The following is an 18,249-nucleotide window of genomic DNA, read 5'->3' on the forward strand; positions in this document are numbered from 1 at the left end:
TCCAACATGCGCTACCTGCCCGGCATTCTTGCCATGGCCGCCATTGTCGTGGCCTCTAACATCCTCGTGCAATATCTTTACGGCCAATGGCTGACGCTCGGGGCCTTTACCTATCCGCTGGCCTTTCTGGTCACCGATCTGACCAACCGGCTGCAAGGCGCGCGCGCCGCGCGGCTGGTCGTGGTGTCCGGCTTCGTCGTGGGCGTGATTTGTTCGCTGATCGGCTCGCAGATCATGGGCGAATTCGGCCCGCTTGTCAGTTTCCGCGTCGCGCTGGCCTCTGGTCTGGCCTTCCTGACCGCGCAGCTGACCGATGTTTCGATCTTTAACCGGCTTCGCGCGCGCGGCGGCTGGTGGAAAGCGCCGCTGGTCTCGACCCTGATCGGCTCCAGCTTGGATACCGTGGTCTTCTTTACCGTGGCCTTTGCTGCGCAGTTGGCGTTCCTTGAGCCGGCCAATGATGTGAGCTGGGCCAATGAGGTTTTGCCGCTGTTGGGGATGGGACCGGCGGTGCCGCTTTGGGTCTCGCTTGCGCTGGCGGATTGGTGCGTAAAAATTACGCTTGCAGTCGTTGCGCTGGTGCCGTTTCGCGCAATTATTTGGCGGCTCTCGCCAAAGGTTGCGTAATTTCACTTGTCATACACCAAATCTGTGCCACCCTTTGCATATCGGCAACGCATTGAAAGGAGGTGGTCCATTGTCTAGAGTGATAGTGGAGAGAGGTGTCGGGACAGTGATGGGGGCCGAGGCCTGAGGGCAGACCCAAAGGTTTCATCCATCGCTGGGACGGAGGATCTGATCCAGACCCTAACCGGACCATCTCCGTAGATCTCGGGGGCCGCAGGGAAAAACCCGCGGCCCTTTCTCTTTGCGACTTATCGACCAAGGGGGCGTTTCCGGCCCCCTTTTTGCTGTCCGGGGGCTGGATTTGGCCGCCGCGCCGTGGCACTTCGTGGGGGTCTTGGAGGGGCCGATGGCGGAAATCGAAATTGCAGACATGACGTTCGAGCAGGCGATGGCCGCGCTTGAACAGGTGGTCAATCAGCTAGAACGCGGGGAAGTGGCTTTGGATCAGTCAATCCAACTGTCCGAACGCGGTGCATTGCTCAAAGAGCGCTGCGCAAAGCTGCTTAAAGAAGCCGAGGAACGGGTCGAAAAGATCACCCTTGGCGAAGGCGGGGTGCCCAAAGGCACGCAACCGGTGGAAGGTCTGTGATGTTCGATCAACGTCTGAAGGAAGTGCAAGACGCGGTGGAAACCGCGATGCAGGCGACGATTGCCGCTTTTCCGCAAAGCGAATTGCGTGATGCCATGGCCTATGCCGCGCAAGGCGGCAAGCGACTGCGCGCGTTCTTGGTTCTGGAATCGGCCCGTATTCATGGGCTGAGCGATGAACAGGCGATGCCCGCCGCGCTTGCGATCGAGGCATTGCATGCCTATTCGCTTGTCCATGACGATATGCCCTGCATGGATGATGATGATCTGCGCCGCGGTCAGCCTACTGTGCACCGCAAATGGGATGAGGCCACCGCCGTTTTGGTGGGGGATGCGCTGCAAACCATGGCGTTTGAGCTTTGCGCCGATCCTGTCTTGGGCGATGCCGAACATCGCATCGCGCTGGTAAAGGCCTTGGCCGAGGGGTCGGGCGCGGCGGGTATGGTCTATGGCCAAGCGCTCGATATCGCCGCCGAAACCGCCGCGACGCCGCTTTCGCTGGATGATATTATCAAGCTTCAAGCGGGCAAAACCGGGGCGCTGATTTCCTTTGCCGCGCAAGCCGGGGCCATTTTGGCGGGGGCCGATCGGGCGCCGTTTGCGGCCTATGCCAAGGCGCTGGGCCTTGCCTTTCAGATCGCCGACGACATCTTGGACGTGGAAGGCAGCGAGGAAGCGGCGGGCAAACGCCTTGGCAAGGATGCCGATGCGGGCAAGGCCACCTTCGTGTCCCACCTCGGTCTGGCGGGCGCAAAAGCCCGCGCGGCCGAATTGGTTGCCGAAGCCGTTGCGGCACTGGAGCCTTATGGCCCCGCCGCAGAACCCATGCGCGATGCCGCCCGTTTCGTGATCGCCCGCGACAAGTGATATCCCGATGAGCCACAAGCCAATCACCCCCGTTCTCGATAAGGTCCATCTGCCCTCTGACCTGAAAGCTCTCTCTGATCGTGACCTGCAACGTCTGGCCGAGGAATTGCGCGCCGAGACGATTTCGGCGGTATCGGAAACCGGGGGCCATCTGGGCGCTGGGCTTGGGGTGGTAGAACTGACCGTGGCCCTGCATGCGGTTTTTGACTGCCCGCGCGACAAGATCATCTGGGATGTGGGCCACCAATGCTACCCGCATAAAATCCTGACCGGGCGGCGCGACCGTATCCGCACGCTGCGCACCAAGGGCGGGCTGTCGGGTTTCACCAAGCGCTCTGAGAGCCCCTATGACGCCTTTGGGGCGGGGCATAGCTCCACCTCGATTTCGGCGGCAACGGGCTTCACCATGGCGCGTGAGCTGGGGTCGGAATGCGGCGATGCGATTGCGATCATTGGGGATGGCGCGCTGACCGGGGGCATGGCGTTTGAGGCGCTCAACCATGCGGGCCATCTGGGCAAGCGGATGTTCGTGGTGCTGAATGACAATGAAATGTCGATCGCACCGCCGGTGGGGGCGCTGTCGTCTTACCTGACCCGGCTTTATTCCGAAGCGCCGATGCAGGATCTTAAGGCCGTGGCCAAGGGCGCGGTCAGCCTGTTGCCCGAACCCTTCCAAGAAGGCGCGCGTCGCGCCAAGGAAATGCTCAAGGGCATGGCCGTGGGCGGCACGCTTTTCGAAGAGCTGAACTTTTCCTATGTTGGCCCGGTCGATGGGCATGATCTGGATACGCTGTTGCATCTGTTCCGCACGCTGAAGACCCGCGCACAGGGGCCGGTGCTGATCCATGCGGTGACGAAAAAGGGCAAGGGCTATGCGCCCGCCGAAAACCGCGCGGACCGCGGCCATGCGACGGCGCGGTTTGATGTGCAAACCGGCACGCAGCATAAAGCGCCCTCTAATGCGCCCAATTACACCAAGGTTTTTGCCGAAAGCCTGATCGATCAGGCGACGCGAGATGAAAAGATCGTGGCCGTCACCGCCGCGATGCCCGAGGGGACGGGCCTGAACCTTTTTGCCGAACGCTTCCCGCGCCGCTGCTTTGATGTTGGCATTGCCGAACAGCACGGCGTGACCTTTTCGGCGGGCTTGGCTGCGGGGGGCATGAAGCCGTTTTGCGCGATTTATTCCACCTTCTTGCAGCGCGGCTATGATCAGATTGTGCATGATGTGGCGATCCAGCGGCTTCCGGTGCGTTTCGCCATCGATCGGGCGGGCTTGGTGGGCGCGGATGGCGCGACCCATGCGGGCAGCTATGACATTGCGTTTATGGCGAACCTGCCGGGCATGGTGGTGATGGCGGCGGCGGATGAGGCGGAGCTTGTGCATATGGTCGCCACGGCGGCGGCGCATGACGAAGGGCCGATTGCCTTCCGTTATCCGCGCGGTGACGGGATGGGGGTGGATATGCCCGCCCAAGGTGTGCCGCTGGAAATTGGCAAGGGCCGGATCGTGGCCGAAGGGGCGCGGGTGGCGATCTTGTCTTTTGGCACCCGGTTGGCCGAAGTGCTTAAGGCGCGCGAGGCTTTGGCGGCACGCGGCATGGCGCCGACCGTGGCCGACGCCCGCTTTGCCAAGCCCCTTGATACCGATCTGATTTTGCAGCTTGTGGCCGAGCACGAGGCGATCATCTGCATCGAGGAAGGCGCGGTGGGCGGCTTTGGCTCCCATGTGGCGCAGTTCCTGAGCGAGCAGGGGGTGTTCGACAAGGGCTACAAGTTCCGCTCGATGGTGCTGCCCGATACCTTCATCGACCATGCCAACCCGGCGGATATGTATGCCGCCGCCAAGATGAATGCCGAAGATATCGAGGCGAAGGTGCTGGATCTACTGGGCGTTGCCGTCGCGAAACGTGCCTGAGCTGCGTCCTTCATCAAACCCATTGTGGAGCGCCCGGGCTATTAGCCCGGGCGTTTTCTTTTAGCCCTGCACCGCGTCGAGAATGTAGCGCGCGATCATCAGGTCCAAATGGGCGCCGCCGCCATTTTTGCATAGGGTAATCTCTTCGGCGCTTTGGCGGGCAAAGGTGCCAGTGCCAAGGTCGTAATAATCGGCGACGATATCCCCTTCCGCCATCACACCGCGCGCGATGGGGTCGCGGAACTCGCCGATATGATGCACCGTCGTCGCTCGCGCATCGCAAAAGATCCGCGCGCGCTGCAGCGTCACGTCATCGGCCTCGCGCATATCGGGGCGGAAGGCACCGATCAGATCGATATGCGTGCCCGGTTGCAACCAGTCGCCGCGCAGCCATGGTTCGGTGGCCATGGTCGTGCCCGCCACGATCTCGGCCTGACCAAGCGCGGTTTCAAGGTCCATTTCGACTGCCGCTTCCATGCGCGCGGCCAACCGCTCGGCGCTGGCCTGCGAGCGGTTCCAGATCGTGAAATTCGCCTGCGGAAAGGCCGAACGATAGGCGGCGATCATCGAGGCCGCGACATTGCCCGCCCCGCAAATCAGGATATTGCGCGCCTCGGGTCGGGCCAGTTTGCGCGCGGCCAACAGGCTGTCGCCCGCCGTTTTCCATTTGGTGACAAGGCCGAAATCCAGCACCGCATCCATCAGGCCGGTTTCATCGTTCATCAGCATCACGCCACCATTCACCGTGGCCAAATCAGGCGCATTGCCCGGCACGATGGTCGCCGCCTTGACCAGCATGCCCAGCCCGTCAATCAGGGCAGAGCGCGTCAACAGCGTGTCTTTATTGCGATAAAGAAAGCTGTCGGCGACCTCGGCGCGGGGCAGGGCATGGCCTGTGGCCAAAGCATCGGTCAGTGCGATCCAGTCCAGTTTTGCTTCGGCCTCGGGGCCGATCATGGCGGGGGTCATTGGGCATCCTCTTGCGTCAAAAGCCCCTCGGCCACCAGCCTGTCGGCCCAGCCTTGGGGATGTTCGAAAAGATGGGTTTTCCAGCCGCGCGCGGCGGCGGCGTCGATATTCTCGGGCCGGTCATCGGCAAACAGCAGATCGGCGCCTGACAGGCCCGTGTCCCGTTCCAAGAGTTCATAAAACCGCGGATCGGGTTTGATTAGCCCATGATGAGCGGACACGAACAACCGATCAAAGCTGCGCAGATAGGGATAGGCGGCGCAGGCAATCTCAAACGTTTCGCGCCCAAAGTTTGAAAGCGCGAAAACCGGCACACCCTTGGCCTTCAGCGCGGCCAAAAGCCGGGCCGAGTGGGGGATGCCGGGACTGGCCATGGTCAGCCATTCATCGTGCCACAGCATGATCGCCTCGGCCCAGTCCGGGCGCGCCTTGGCCAGCGCTTCGACGGTTTCACGAAACGGCGCGCCAAGGTCGATCTGCTCATTTTGCGCATGGATGCCGCTTTCGGCGAAAAAGGCTGCGGCACGGTGCGGCCCAAGGCGGGCTTCGTAAAAGGGTTCGGGGTTCCATTCGATCAGCACTTTGCCGATGTCGAACACAACAGCTTTGGTCATTGGTGCACCCATGCGATGACGGCGGGAATGGTCAGAATGCTGACGGCGGTGGAAAACAAAATCGCCGAGGAAACGCGCTGTGGGGCAACGCCGAAATGCGCGGCCAAAATGTAGACATTGCCCGCGACCGGCAGCGCGGCCGCCGCAATCATCACGCCCGCCGCGAACGGTTCAACCGGGAAGATCAGCAGCGCCGCAACCGCGACGGCGGCGGGGTGCAGGAAGAGTTTCGCTGCCGAAAGCCAAGCTGCGGGACCAGCTTTTTCTGCCCTGCGCCCCGCCAAAGAGGCGCCAATGGCAAAAAGCGCCCCCGGCGTGGCGGCCGCGCCCAACAGCGTCATGAACTCAGCAAGTGGGCCGGGCATTGGCAGGTGCAAAAGCGCCCAAGCCAGCCCTGCCACCATGGAAACGATCATCGGGTTCTTGGCCAGCCCCAGGGCCAGCGGGGCAAAGGCCACGCGCCCATGGCGCGCATAAGTGACGATCAAGGTGATAAGCGTGGAAAACACGATCATATCGGCGGCCAGCACCATCAGCACCGGCCCGGCGGCCTTGGGCCCCAAAAGCACCACCAGCATCGGTACGCCCAGAAAGCCGGTGTTGCCGGTCATGGTGGTGTGGGCTTCCATCGCGGCTTCGGCCAGCGGGCGCGCACGGGCCCTGGCCACAGCAAAACCGATCAGCCAGACAAGGAACGACCCCGTCAGATAGGCGGCAAAGAAAGCGGGATCGAACAATTCCTCCAGCGGCAAGGTCGCCGTGAAGCGAAACAGCATCGCGGAAAGCGCGAAGTAAAAGACGAATTTCGTCAGCCAAGCTGTGGCTTCGGGTGGGAACATGCGCAACCGCCCGGCGGCCCAACCAAGCCCGATCAGCCCAAAAAAGGGCAGCGTCTTAAGAAAGATGTCCCACATGCGCCAGCGCTAGCATGCGCCGGGCGCGCGCACCATCCCTAGCCTGCGCCGATCAAAGCGCCCGCGGCAAAGACCAAGGCCCCGCCGATCACCACCTGCGTAATGGCACGCAAGATCGGCGTTTCCATATATTTGTTCTGGATCCAGGCGATCGCCCACAGTTCGACGAAGACGATGATCATGGCGATCACCGTGGCGGTCCAGAAGTCGGGGATAAGATAGGGCAGGGCGTGGCCCAGACCGCCAACCGTCGTCATGACGCCAGAGGCCAGGCCGCGTTTAAGCGGGCTGCCGCGCCCCGAAATGACGCCATCATCATGCGCGGCTTCGGTAAAGCCCATGGAAATGCCCGCGCCCACGGCCGCCGCCAAACCGACCAAAAGCGTGGTCTTGGTGTCTTGCGTGGCAAAGGCGGTGGCGAAGATCGGCGCAAGGGTCGAGACCGACCCGTCCATCAGCCCCGCAAGCCCAGGTTGCACCCAGGTCAGCACAAATTGGCGATGCGCGGCGTTGTCTTCTTCGGATTTGGTGTCGTCGTCGAGGTTCTCTTCGACCAGCGCGGCGGCGTGCTTTTCATGGCCCACTTCGGCTGCCGCCAGATCGCCCAGAAGCTTGCGGGTATCGGCATCGGTGGTTTGCTGCGCGGCGCGGGTGTAGAACGCGCCCGCCGTGCGCTCCATTTCCTCGGCTTCTGCACGGATCGCGGCAAGCGACAGGTTCGCCGACAGCCACACGGGTTTGCGATTGTAAAAGCCTGCCACATGTTCGCGGCGGATCAGGGGAATCACCTCGCCAAAGCGGGCTGTGTGCCGGTCGATCAACATGCGGCGGTGCCCGTCTTCTTCTTCGGCCATGCCGTCAAAGACCGCAGCGGTGCCCGGATAGTCTTCGCGCAGGCGCTCGGCGAAGCTGCGGTAGATCCTCGCATCGTCTTCCTCGGACGAAATGGCGAGCGCAAGAATCTCTTGTTCCGACAGATCTTTGAAGCGGCGGCGAGGGGCCAATCCAGGCAGCATGGCAGTATCCTTTTTAGAACGGTTCTAAAAATACAGGGGTTGCCTCACGATACAACCGAATAATCTAAACCATCCAGTTCGTTTTCTCTTGAAAAAGTGAACCGACCTGTTCATATAGGGGATGTGAACCAAGTGGTTCAGAAAAGGAGATTCGCCATGAAACGCCTGATTCTTGGCCTTGTGGCTGCCACGATGACCGCTTCTGCCGCCGTTGCAGGGGGCTGGAGCTTTGATATGCCGCGGCTCGATTTTCCGGGGTCGGCCAGCCAAGTGACCCAAGGGTGCAACCATCTGACGCAGCGCTGCACGCACTAACTGCCCAATTGCGCAGCGCTTTGCCCGCCAAGGCGCCGCGCCCGCTGCGCAAAGATTGACCCTGCTGCCCCCGCGGCCTACCCATGACACTTGGAAACCGGACGGGGGACAGCATGGCCGAGCCGCGCGACGCATTGATCGTCATCGACATCCAGAACGACTTTTGCCCCGGCGGTGCGCTGGCGGTGGCGGGCGGCGATGAAATCTTGCCGCAGGTCAATGCGATGATGGGGCAATTCCCGGTCCGGGTGCTGACGCAAGATTGGCACCCGGAAAATCACTCATCCTTTGCCGCCAATCATCAGGGGGCCGAGCCGTTCTCAGAGATCGATCTGCCTTATGGCAAGCAGACGCTATGGCCGGTGCATTGCGTGCAAGGGTCTGAGGGGGCCGATTTCCACCCCGGTCTGGATGTGGAACGCGCCGATCTGATCTTGCGCAAAGGTTTCCGCGCGCAAATTGACAGCTATTCCGCCTTTTTCGAAAACGATCACGAAACGCAAACCGGGCTTGCAGGCTATTTGCGTGACCGGGGCGTGGAACGACTAAGCTTTGTGGGCTTGGCACTGGATTATTGCGTCGCGTGGTCGGCGCTGGATGCCGCGAAGCTTGGCTTTGAGGTGCGGGTGCTGGAAAGTGCCTGCCGCGCGATTGATCTGAACGGTTCGCTGGATGCGGCGCGCGTTGCGATGCGGGCCGCTGGCGTCACCTTGGAAGCCTAAGTCATGGTCGATATCGCCACCCGCGTTTACAATCACCGCTGGCAAATTGACCCGATTGTGCGGTCTTTGCTGGATACGGATTTCTACAAGCTGCTGATGTGCCAGTCGGTCTATCGCAACAATCGCGATACGCAGGTGACATTCAGCTTGATCAACCGCACCAAATCGATCCGGCTGGCCGAGTTGATCGACGAGGACGAACTGCGCGAACAGCTTGATTACGCGCGCGGGCTGCGCCTGACACGGGGCGAAAGCACATGGCTGCGCGGCAATACCTTCTATGGCAAGCGGCAGATGTTCCGGCCTGATTTCATGGAGTGGTTCGAGGGCTTTCAACTGCCGCCCTACCATCTCGAAAAGCGCGACGGCCAATATGAGCTGACCTTTGAGGGCAATTGGCCCGAGGTGATGATGTGGGAAATTCCCGCATTGGCAATCTTGATGGAATTGCGCTCGCGCGCGGTGCTGCGTGCGATGAAGCGGTTCGAACTTCAGGTGCTTTACGCCCGTGCCATGACCCGGGTTTGGGAAAAGATCGAACGGCTCAAGCAGATCGAGGGCCTGAAGATCGCCGATTTTGGCACCCGGCGGCGGCATGGGTTCTTGTGGCAAGATTGGTGCGTGCAAGCGATGGTGGAGGGCTTGGGCGAAGCCTCGCAAGGGGGCGCCTTCACCGGCACCTCGAATTGCCTGATCGCGATGCGCCGCGATCTGGAGGCCGTGGGCACGAATGCTCATGAATTGCCAATGGTGATGGCGGCGCTTGCCGATAGCGATGCCGAATTGCGCGAGGCGCCCTATAAGGTGCTCGAAAACTGGCATGAAGAGCATGACGGTAATCTGCGCATCATTTTGCCCGACACCTATGGCACCAAAGGGTTCCTTGATCGCGCCCCCGATTGGCTGGCGGCGTGGACCGGCATTCGCATCGACTCCGGCAACCCGTTCGAAAGCGCGGAAACCGCGATCAACTGGTGGAAGGCGCGCGGCGAAGACCCGACGCAGAAGCTGGTGATCTTCTCCGACGGGTTGGACGTTGCACAGATCGAGGATTTGCAGGCGCGTTTCAAGGGGCGGGTCAAGGTCAGCTTTGGCTGGGGCACGCTGTTGACCAATGACTTCCGCGATCTGGTGCCCCAAGATGCACTCGCGCCGTTTAGCCTTGTGTGCAAGGCGGTGGCGGCCAATGGGCGGCCCACGGTGAAACTGTCAGACAACCCCGAAAAGGCCACCGGTCCGGCGGGCGAAATTTCACGCTACCGCCGGGTTTTCGAGGTGGGTGCGCAGGAGCGCAGCGAGGTGCTGGTTTAACCCGCCAGCGCGTTCAGCATCAGGAACAACAGGCCAGACAAAAGGGCGGAAGCGGGCACCGTAATCACCCATGCGGCGGCGACGGTGGCCATATGCGCGCGGCGCACCAACAAGCGGCGCGACCGTTCCTCGGGCGGGACCGGTTTGCCTTTTTGTAGCCCCAGCATCCGCATACGGCGCTCGGAATGCCATTCGCGGTAGAACCCAACGCCAAAGACACCGCCCACGGCGATATGGGTGGACGACACCGGTAGGCCCAGCCACGAGGCGACAATCACCGTAATCGCGGCGGAAAGCGCCACGCAAAAGGCGCGCATCGCATTGAGCTTGGTGATTTCAGATCCGACAAGCTGGATCAGGCGCGGTCCGAACAGCATCAACCCGACCGAGATACCAAGCGCGCCCACCACCATCACCCACAGCGGCACGGTGACATTGTCCGCCAGTTCGCCCGCCTCGACGGCATGCACGATTGCGGCCAGCGGGCCGACGGCATTGGCCACGTCATTCGCACCATGGGCAAAGGACAAAAGCGCCGCCGAAACCACAAGCGGCAGGGTGAACAGCTTCTTGAGCGATTTCTTGCGGTTCTCCATGTCGCGCGATTGGCGCCGCACAAGCGGACGTGCGACCGCCCAAGCCGCCAGCCCAAGCGACAGGCCGATCAGCAGCGCTGTCATTGGCTCGACATGCATGACACGTTTCAGCCCCTTGATCGCAAGATAGGTGGCAAAAGCCCCCGTCATCACGCCAATCAGGATCGGCACCCAGCGCCGGGCAGCGGCGATCTTGTCTTCGACATAGATCACCTTGGCCTTGATCAGCGCCAAGAAGGCCGCGGCGATCAGCCCGCCCAAGACCGGCGAAATGACCCAGCTTGCTGCGATCTTGCTGATCGCGCCCCAGTTCACGGCGCTCCAGCCCGCAGCGGCAATGCCTGCGCCGACGACACCGCCCACGATGGAATGGGTGGTCGAGACCGGCGCGCCCATCCACGTGGCCAGATGCAGCCACAAGGCCGAGGCCAAAAGCGCCGACATCATCGCCCAGACGAAATGCGCCGCATCGGGCACGGCATCGGGGGCCAAAATCCCGGTCGAGACGGTTTTCACCACATCCCCCCCGGCCAAAAGCGCGCCCGACGTCTCAAAGATGGCGGCGATCAGAAGCGCGCCGCCCAGCGTCAGCGCATTGGCCCCCACCGCCGGGCCCATGTTGTTGGCCACATCATTCGCGCCGATGTTAAGCGCCATATAGGCGCCGATCGCGGCGGCCCCGATCACGATCCAAGCGCCCGGCTGTGCCCCCATCAAAACGCCTGCGGCCAGCGCGGTCAGCACGATGAACGCCATCGACAGCCCCGGCGCGATAAGCGGCTTGGCCACGAATTGCCCGGCTTCCTCGATCCGACCAATCCGCTTGAGGTCTTTGTCGAGGGTTTTCCACTGATTGACGGGAGGTTTGGTCACGGCTGCGTTCCCCGAACGATCCCGATTCGCCTGCGTCACAGGGGCGTTGGGATTCTGTTACATTCGGGCCGGGGCCCTAACCTGTTTGGACCAAAGGTTCAACGATGCATTCACGAAAGCGTGCGTAAAAGCAGTTTCAGGTCTTTTTCCTGCACCCGTTTGGCGGCGGCTTTCGGGGTGACCCAATGGCGCTTGCGTCGCCCGGCTTCGGGGAATTTATCTTCCAGCGTTTCGACCTCGACCAGAAAGCACAGCACCTTGCAGCGCTGATCAAGCCCGGTCTTGCGGCGCTTGGTGTAGACATAACTGCCGACCGGGTCGGGCTTGACGGTGCCTTTCACGCCCGCCTCTTCCCAAGCTTCGCGCAGGGCCGCCTCGGCCAGCGTTTTGCCGCGCATCGGCCAGCCCTTCGGCACGATCCAGCGCCCGGTATCGAGCGAGGAAACAAGCAAGACCTCGGTCTTTTCGTCCTTGGGGTTGGTGCGGCGGCACAAGGCCGCGACCTGTAGCGCGTCGGGTTTTTTGCCGATCAGCGTGCCAAGGAAATGGGGCATGTCCATCATCCGATGTCCTCCCATGGGGGGGTGTCTGCCAGCAAAAGCTGGGCAAGATCCAGCGCGCGTTGGGCATAGGCGCGTTGGCGTGGCAGGTCTTGGGGTGCGCGTGAAACCACCCAGCCTGCCGAGGCGAAGCCGCGAAGGGCCAAAAAGAGCGGCAACAGCGCCAGTTGATCGTCGGGCAGGGCACGGCGGGTCCGATAGCCTTGCACCAGCCGCCGCGCCTGTTCGGGCAGGTCCGGATCGCCCCAGCTTTGGATCAAGGCGGTGGCAAGGTCGTAAAGCCGCCAGCCCGGGCCGCAATCGTCAAAGTCGATCAGCCGCAGGGCGCCCGCTTCGACCATCACATTGGAGCGTAGCACATCGCCATGGATCGGCCCGTAATCCGTCGCCTGCGGCAACAGCAACGCCGCCTTTTCGCGGGCCTGCTGCAGCAGCAAAGATTCCTCGGGCGCAAGTGTGGGGTTTTCCCAAAACGGGCCCAGACGCGGTGCGGGGCCAATCAGCGCCTCGCGATCCCAAGACGCGCGGGCAAAGGGCGCGGGGCAGGCCCCGGCATCGGATGCATTGTGCAAATCGGCCAAAAGCGCGCCCAGTTCCCCGGCGCGCTTAAGCACGGCAGAATCCGCCAGCGGCACGCCCGCCTCGCCAAAGGGTTTGCCCGAGATCCAGCGCAGGCACGAGGCCGTCATGCCCTGCACCTGCGCGATCCATGCACCAGAAGCGGCAGGCAAAGGTTCGACCACGGCCACCCCGGCATCGGCCAGTTGTGCACACCATGCCAATTCGCAGGCAATCGCCGCCGGGTCCTGATAGCCGGGCCGGTGCAGGCGCAAGGCAAGCTTCGCGCCCGACCCGTGCAGCGTGGCAAAGACGATGTTTTCGGAGCGCCAGACAAGTTGCAACGGCGCGCCCTGACACAGCCATGCGCGTTGCGCGGCGCTGGCCAGTTCATAGGCTTGGGCGTCGTCCATCATGCGGGCATCTCCTGCAAGATCTGTGTCAGGGTTTCGGCCAGCATCTCTGCATTGGCGCGTGAAAACGGCAGCGGCGGGCGCATCTTCAAGATGTGTTGGGCGCGTCCGACCCGGCCCAGCAAGATACCGCGATCCTTGGCCGCTTCCACCACACGGCCGCAAAAGGCGCCATCGGGCACCCCGTCGCGGGCAAACTCTATGGCAAAGAACAGCCCCAAGCCCCGCACATCTGCAATCAGCGGGTGGTGCAAGCTGCGCAGCAGGTCAAGCGCATAGGCCCCGACCGCTTCGGCGTTGGTGACCAGACCCTCTTCTTCGATCACCTCCAGCACGGCCAGCGCCGCGGCACAAGAGACCGGATTGCCCGCGAAGGTGTTGAAATAGCCAAAGGCATTGCGGAAGGCGGCCATCACATCGGGCCGGGCCACCACCGCGGCGACCGGATGGCCATTGCCCATCGGCTTGCCCAAGGTCACCAGATCGGGCGCGAAGCCCAGCCGTTCATGCCCCCACCAATGGCTGCCCAATCGACCAAAACCGGGTTGCACCTCGTCGCACAAGATTAGGCCGCCCGCGCGGCGCACAACCTCCACCGTCGGGGCTAAAAAGCCCGGCTCCAGCCCCGGCATCCCTTCATTGGCAAAAATCGGGCACAGCATCAGACCGGCGAAGCCGTGGCCCGCTTGGTCAAGCTCTGCAATCGCCTGCGCCACGTTTTGCGCAAAGGCCGCGGCCTGCGTTTCCGGACTGCCCCCCAAGGGGGCTAGGCTGTCGGGTGCCGGCACGCGGCGGATATGGGGAGGATAGCCGCCAATCGGTGGGCGGCGGGTGGACAGATGTGCCACCGCCGTGGTGTTACCGTGATAGGTGTTGTCGGTGGCGATCAAACCGGTTTTCCCCGTCACCGCCTGCGCCATGCGCAGGGCCACGTCATTCGCCTCTGACCCGGTGCAGGTCATCAGCATCTGGCTCAGCCCGTGGCCGAATTTGGCCATCAGCCGCTCCCCATAGTCAAGGATGCCTTCATGCAGGTAACGGCTGTGGGTGTTCAGCTGCGCCGATTGGCGCGCGATGGCCTCGACCACGCGGGGGTGACAATGCCCCAGATGTGCGACGTTGTTGTAACAATCGAGATAGCGGCGGCCTTCGGCATCATAAAGCCAGACGCCTTCGCCGCGCACGATATGCACTGGGTCGTCATAAAAAGTGGGCACGTTCGGGCCCAAAAGCGCTGCACGCCGCGCCATCAAATCAGTCATCGTCGCCCACTTTCCCGCGCAGGGCCTTGACCTCGCCGCGGATCGATTTCGCGGCCAGGCGGCGGCGCTGGCTGCCCTTGGTCGGCTTGGTGGCGATCCGGCGCTTGGGCGCGACCAGCGCGGCGCGGATCATTTCGACCAGCCGCTCGCGCGCCAATTCGCGGTTGCGGGTCTGCGAGCGGGTTTCTTCAGCCCGGATCACAATTGCGCCCTCGGCTGTCCATTTACGGCCCGCGATGCGCTTGAGCCGGGTCTTGACCGCCGGGCTCAGATGCGGGCTGCGCGCGGCCTCGAACCGCAACTCGACCGCCGTGGAGACCTTGTTGACATTCTGCCCCCCCGGCCCTTGGGCGCGGGTGAAGCTTTCCGAAAGCTCCCAATCGGCAATCGCCAAAGTGTCATTGATCCAAAGCATGGCGCGAAGGTAACGAGCCATGCGGAAAACGAAAGGGCTTTCGGCACGAAACCTGCTGTGATCTTAGAGCGTGGCGCCCAGCCGGGTGCCTTGATCGATGGCCCGTTTGGCATCCAGCTCGCCCGCCACATCGGCGCCGCCGATCACATGCGCGGTGATCCCCTGCGCCTTAAGCGCCTCGGCAAGGCTGCGGCGGCTTTCCTGCCCGGCGCACAGCACCACGGTATCGGCTTCGATCAGGGTCGGGTTTTCGCGCGCTTCCCCAAAGGTGATGTGCAAACCTTCGGGCGTGATGCGTTCGTAATTCACCCCGCTAAGCATCTTCACGCCCTTGGCATGCAGCGCGGCACGGTGAATCCACCCCGTGGTCTTGCCCAAGCGACGACCGGGCTTTTCAGGCTTGCGCTGCAAAAGCGTCACTTGCCGCGCGGGCGCGCTTGGTGCGGGTTTGGCCAAACCGCCCGGGGTGTGTGCCGGATCGCCCACCCCCCATTCGCGGGCCCAGTCTTCGGGATGCAGGGTTGGGCTTTCGGTCACGGTTAGATATTCGGCCACATCAAAACCAATGCCGCCCGCGCCAACCACAGCCACGCGCGGCCCCGCCGTGACCGCGCCCGCCAAGAGATCGGCATAGCTGACGGCCAATTCCTCGCCCGTGATGCCGGGGCTGCGCGGGCTGACGCCGGTCGCAATCACCACCTCGTCAAATTCGCCAAGGTTGCGCACGGTGGCCTCGGTGTTCAGCCTTAGGCTGACGCCGGTCTTTTTCAGCATGGTCGCGAACCAGTCGGTCAGGCCGTGAAACTCTTCTTTGCCCGGAATGGCCCGCGCCAAGCACAATTGCCCGCCGATCTCGCGCCCTTTTTCAAAAAGCTTCACCGCATGGCCGCGTTCGGCCAAGGTGATTGCGCAGGCCATGCCCGCGGGGCCCGCGCCCACCACGGCGATGCGCTTAGGCTCTTGCGCTGGCGCCAGCACCAGTTCGGTTTCATGTGCGGCGCGCGGGTTTACAAGGCAGGTGGAGATTTTGCCCGAGAACGTGTGATCCAGACAGGCTTGGTTGCAGCCGATGCAGGGCGCGATTTCCGCTGCGCGCCCGCTGGCGGCTTTGGCGACGAACTCGGGATCGGCCAAGAAAGGCCGCGCAAGGCTGACCATATCGGCCTGACCTTGGGCCAAGATCCCCTCGGCCACCTCGGGCGTATTGATCCGGTTGGAGGTGATGACCGGAATGCCCACCTCGGGCCGCAAGCGACCGGTCAGCCAAGCAAAGGCGGCGCGCGGCACCGAGGTGGCGATGGTGGGCACGCGTGCCTCATGCCAGCCGATGCCCGTGTTCAAAAGGCTTGCCCCTGCGTCCTCGATCGCCTTGGCCAGCGTCACCACCTCGTCCCAAGTGGACCCATCGGGGATCAAATCGATCAGCGAGATACGGAAGATGACAATGAAATCATCGCCCACCGCCGCGCGGACGCGCCGCATCACCTCGACCGGCAGGCGCATCCTGTTTTCATAAGAGCCACCCCAGTCATCGCTGCGGCGGTTCACATGGCGCACAAGGAACTGGTTGAGGAAATAGCCCTCTGACCCCATCACCTCGACCCCGTCATAGCCCGCTTCACGCGCGCGCGCGGCGGCAGTGGCAATGTCGGCGATCTGCTTTTCGATCCCGGCTGCATCCAACTCTTTTGGCGGGAAGGGCGAGATGGGCGATTTGATGGCCGAGGCGGAAACGCATTCCGGCCCATAGGCATAGCGCCCCGCATGCAGGATTTGCATGGCGATCCGCCCGCCTGCGTCATGCACCCGGTCGGTGACCATCCGATGATTGGCGAGATCTTCGGGGGTGAACAGCCCCGCCGCACCGGGAAACACCCCGCCTTCGCGGTTCGGTGCCATGCCCCCTGTCACCATCAAACCAACCCCGCCCCGCGCGCGGGCGGCGTAGAACTCTGCCACCCGGTTCCAATCGCCGGTTTCCTCTAGGTTGGTGTGCATCGAGCCCATCAGCACACGGTTGGGCAAAGTGACATGCCCCAGATCAAGCGGTGTCAGCAGATGCGGATACTGGCCCATGATGTCCTCCCGTTTCCGGCTACCTTACCCGCAGGTCAGCCGCTGTCACGCCCAACGCGGCGTCATCGCGGCAGGTGGGGCGAAAACCCGCGTGCCATGGGCGGGGTTAATGCTGCAGTCACCCGTGCAACAATCGTTTCCACGTCTTAACCGAACCGCGCAATTTCCCCGGTATTGTCCTTGCTCCGTCCCATTTGCGCCCGATTTGGAGACGAAAGCTTTTGAGAACACGAAACATTGACGATGGATATCCGATGGACCGCCTGACCGAAATGGAAGCCTTTGCCACCGTCGTGGATCAAGGTGGCTTCACCGATGCCGCCAAGAAGATGGGCATTTCCAAATCCGCCGTTTCCAAACATGTCTCGGCGCTGGAGGCACGGCTGGGGGCCCGGCTTTTGAACCGCACCACGCGGCGCGTTTCGCCCACGGAAATCGGGCTGGCTTACTATGACCGGGCGCGGCGCGTGCTGAACGATGCGGGGGAGGCGGATGCGCTGGTGACCTCGATGCAGGTGGCGCCTTCTGGGCTGTTGCGAATTTCGGTGGCAACTGATTTCGGGGTGAATTTGTTGTCGCCCGTTTTGGGGGATTTCTTGCAGGAATTTCCCGAGATCACCGTGAATATGGTGCTGAACAACCGCTATGTGGAGCTAATCTCCGAGGGCTTCGATATGGCGATCCGGGTGGGCGAGTTGGAAGACAGCACGCTGCGCGCCCGCAAGCTGACCGAAACCGCCAAGCGGATGATCGCCGCGCCGAGTTACTTTGAGAAATACGGCCGCCCCACCAAGATCGACGACCTGAACGAACACAAGCTTTTGCATTATTCGAACCAGTCGAATGGTAATGTTTGGAAACTGACCGCGCCTTCGGGCGAGCGGCGGCAGGTGCGTTCGGCGGGCTGGCTGACGGTGAACGATGGCCAGTCGCTTTTGCATGCGGCAATTGCCGGGTTGGGGATCGCCTATCTGCCCTCGTTCCTTTACGCCGAGGCGATGGCGCAGGGGCTGGTGGAAGAAGCGATGCCCGATCTGCCGATGGAAACGCTGGGGATTTACGCGGTTTATCCGCCGGGCCGGTTCACCCAGCCCAAGGTGCGTGCCTTCATCGATTTTCTGGCCCAGACCTTCAACGACAAGGGGCCCGACAACTGGTAATCGGGCCCGGGGGCGATTTTCTGGTGCGGCGTCTTTTCCGTCGGATGCCGTTACCTTGGGGTCGAAGCGAGCACCGCTTCGACCCTTCTATTTTGTTCGCGGCCTTCGGGCGTAAGGTTGGCGGTGCGCGGGGCGAGCCAGCCCGCGCCCTCGGCGCTTAGCTGCGCGGGGGCGACACCATATTCTGCGATCAGACGTTGCCGCACCGCCGCAGCCCGCCGCTGCGACAAGGCGATATTGCCCGCCAGCGATCCGTCATTATCGGTATGCCCGACCAGTGCGATCCGGGTCTCGGGCCGGGTCGACAGGTAATCGGCCAGCGCTTCCAGCGAGGCGGATTCCGCCGTGCCCAGTGTGGCGGCGCCACTGTCGAACACCAGATCATCCAACACCACCGCGCCTTTGGCCTCGATCCGGGCGGCAAACCCGCCGACAGGCGCTTGGACGGGGGGCGCGGGCGGAGGCGGGGCCAGAA

The 18,249-nt window shown here is 62.7% G+C and carries 19 protein-coding genes; 8 read left to right on the top strand and 11 right to left on the bottom strand.

Features of this window, described 5'->3' with window-relative positions:
• Positions 1 to 6 precede the first annotated feature (6 nt).
• The 4 genes from CKO11_RS14610 (at position 7) to dxs (ending at position 4,000) form a co-directional block, all read left to right on the top strand.
• Complete coding sequence (locus CKO11_RS14610; protein WP_223640329.1) at positions 7 to 627, top strand: queuosine precursor transporter; 621 nt, start codon at positions 7 to 9, stop codon at positions 625 to 627.
• Between the two features lie 346 nt (positions 628 to 973).
• Positions 974 to 1,216 (top strand): exodeoxyribonuclease VII small subunit, encoded by a 243-nt coding sequence (locus CKO11_RS14615; RefSeq protein ID WP_223640332.1) that lies wholly within the window; start codon positions 974 to 976, stop codon positions 1,214 to 1,216.
• Positions 1,216 to 2,082 carry a polyprenyl synthetase family protein gene (locus CKO11_RS14620; RefSeq protein ID WP_411742020.1) on the top strand — a complete coding sequence of 289 codons (867 nt, stop codon included), beginning with the start codon at positions 1,216 to 1,218 and terminating at the stop codon, positions 2,080 to 2,082. The genes CKO11_RS14615 and CKO11_RS14620 overlap by 1 nt, the downstream gene beginning before the upstream one ends.
• Positions 2,083 to 2,089: 7 nt before the next feature.
• Positions 2,090 to 4,000 (top strand): 1-deoxy-D-xylulose-5-phosphate synthase, encoded by a 1,911-nt coding sequence (gene dxs / locus CKO11_RS14625; RefSeq protein ID WP_223640334.1) that lies wholly within the window; start codon positions 2,090 to 2,092, stop codon positions 3,998 to 4,000.
• 60 nt (positions 4,001 to 4,060) lie between these two features.
• Here dxs and CKO11_RS14630 read toward each other — a convergent pair whose 3' ends face one another.
• Genes CKO11_RS14630 through mbfA form a run of 4 tightly spaced genes read right to left on the bottom strand, consistent with a single transcriptional unit; the run spans position 4,061 to position 7,513 of the window.
• Positions 4,061 to 4,969 carry an ornithine cyclodeaminase family protein gene (locus CKO11_RS14630; RefSeq protein WP_223640337.1) on the bottom strand — a complete coding sequence of 303 codons (909 nt, stop codon included), beginning with the start codon at positions 4,967 to 4,969 and terminating at the stop codon, positions 4,061 to 4,063.
• Entirely contained in the window at positions 4,966 to 5,583 is a 618-nt protein-coding gene (locus CKO11_RS14635) for an HAD family hydrolase (RefSeq protein WP_223640340.1), read from the bottom strand. Before CKO11_RS14635 ends, CKO11_RS14630 begins: the two co-directional genes overlap by 4 nt.
• Positions 5,580 to 6,497, bottom strand: a complete 918-nt coding sequence (locus CKO11_RS14640) for an AEC family transporter (RefSeq protein ID WP_223640343.1) — start codon at positions 6,495 to 6,497, stop codon at positions 5,580 to 5,582. Before CKO11_RS14640 ends, CKO11_RS14635 begins: the two co-directional genes overlap by 4 nt.
• Positions 6,498 to 6,535: 38 nt before the next feature.
• Positions 6,536 to 7,513, bottom strand: coding sequence for an iron exporter MbfA (mbfA, locus tag CKO11_RS14645; RefSeq protein ID WP_223640346.1), 978 nt, complete (start codon positions 7,511 to 7,513; stop codon positions 6,536 to 6,538).
• A 156-nt stretch (positions 7,514 to 7,669) separates the two neighbouring features.
• Between mbfA and CKO11_RS14650 the strand changes: the two genes are divergently transcribed.
• The 3 genes from CKO11_RS14650 to pncB all read left to right on the top strand — a co-directional run bounded on the left by CKO11_RS14650 (position 7,670) and on the right by pncB (position 9,861).
• Complete coding sequence (locus CKO11_RS14650; protein ID WP_223640349.1) at positions 7,670 to 7,828, top strand: hypothetical protein; 159 nt, start codon at positions 7,670 to 7,672, stop codon at positions 7,826 to 7,828.
• A 113-nt stretch (positions 7,829 to 7,941) separates the two neighbouring features.
• Positions 7,942 to 8,550, top strand: a complete 609-nt coding sequence (gene pncA, locus CKO11_RS14655; protein ID WP_223640352.1) for a bifunctional nicotinamidase/pyrazinamidase — start codon at positions 7,942 to 7,944, stop codon at positions 8,548 to 8,550.
• Between the two features lie 3 nt (positions 8,551 to 8,553).
• Complete coding sequence (gene pncB, locus CKO11_RS14660; RefSeq protein WP_223640355.1) at positions 8,554 to 9,861, top strand: nicotinate phosphoribosyltransferase; 1,308 nt, start codon at positions 8,554 to 8,556, stop codon at positions 9,859 to 9,861.
• Here the strand turns inward: pncB and CKO11_RS14665 are convergent.
• The 6 genes from CKO11_RS14665 to CKO11_RS14690 all read right to left on the bottom strand — a co-directional run bounded on the left by CKO11_RS14665 (position 9,858) and on the right by CKO11_RS14690 (position 16,614).
• Positions 9,858 to 11,330 carry an inorganic phosphate transporter gene (locus CKO11_RS14665; protein ID WP_223640357.1) on the bottom strand — a complete coding sequence of 491 codons (1,473 nt, stop codon included), beginning with the start codon at positions 11,328 to 11,330 and terminating at the stop codon, positions 9,858 to 9,860. The genes pncB and CKO11_RS14665 overlap by 4 nt on opposite strands.
• Before the next feature lie 110 nt (positions 11,331 to 11,440).
• The gene (locus CKO11_RS14670; protein ID WP_223640360.1) at positions 11,441 to 11,893 is read right to left on the bottom strand and encodes an NUDIX hydrolase; all 453 of its coding nucleotides are present in this window, start codon (positions 11,891 to 11,893) and stop codon (positions 11,441 to 11,443) included.
• Positions 11,890 to 12,864, bottom strand: a complete 975-nt coding sequence (locus CKO11_RS14675) for a phosphotransferase enzyme family protein (protein ID WP_223640362.1) — start codon at positions 12,862 to 12,864, stop codon at positions 11,890 to 11,892. The genes CKO11_RS14670 and CKO11_RS14675 overlap by 4 nt, the downstream gene beginning before the upstream one ends.
• Positions 12,861 to 14,123 carry an aspartate aminotransferase family protein gene (locus CKO11_RS14680; RefSeq protein ID WP_223640366.1) on the bottom strand — a complete coding sequence of 421 codons (1,263 nt, stop codon included), beginning with the start codon at positions 14,121 to 14,123 and terminating at the stop codon, positions 12,861 to 12,863. The genes CKO11_RS14675 and CKO11_RS14680 overlap by 4 nt, the downstream gene beginning before the upstream one ends.
• Positions 14,116 to 14,538 carry an alternative ribosome rescue aminoacyl-tRNA hydrolase ArfB gene (gene arfB, locus CKO11_RS14685; RefSeq protein ID WP_223640378.1) on the bottom strand — a complete coding sequence of 141 codons (423 nt, stop codon included), beginning with the start codon at positions 14,536 to 14,538 and terminating at the stop codon, positions 14,116 to 14,118. Before arfB ends, CKO11_RS14680 begins: the two co-directional genes overlap by 8 nt.
• A 63-nt stretch (positions 14,539 to 14,601) precedes the next feature.
• Positions 14,602 to 16,614: an FAD-dependent oxidoreductase gene (locus CKO11_RS14690; RefSeq protein WP_223640368.1), complete on the bottom strand. Its 2,013-nt coding sequence runs from the start codon at positions 16,612 to 16,614 to the stop codon at positions 14,602 to 14,604.
• A 254-nt stretch (positions 16,615 to 16,868) separates the two neighbouring features.
• On the opposite strand from CKO11_RS14690, the gene CKO11_RS14695 reads away from it, so the two are divergent.
• Positions 16,869 to 17,774 (top strand): LysR family transcriptional regulator, encoded by a 906-nt coding sequence (locus CKO11_RS14695; protein ID WP_223640370.1) that lies wholly within the window; start codon positions 16,869 to 16,871, stop codon positions 17,772 to 17,774.
• A 50-nt stretch (positions 17,775 to 17,824) separates the two neighbouring features.
• Here CKO11_RS14695 and CKO11_RS14700 read toward each other — a convergent pair.
• Positions 17,825 to 18,249, bottom strand: a 425-nt coding sequence (locus CKO11_RS14700) for an OmpA family protein (protein ID WP_223640372.1), incomplete at its 5' end; no start/stop codon positions are given.

Origin of the sequence: Rhodobacter sp. TJ_12 (assembly GCF_020023995.1) — a bacterium.
GTDB lineage: Bacteria > Pseudomonadota > Alphaproteobacteria > Rhodobacterales > Rhodobacteraceae > Rhodobacter.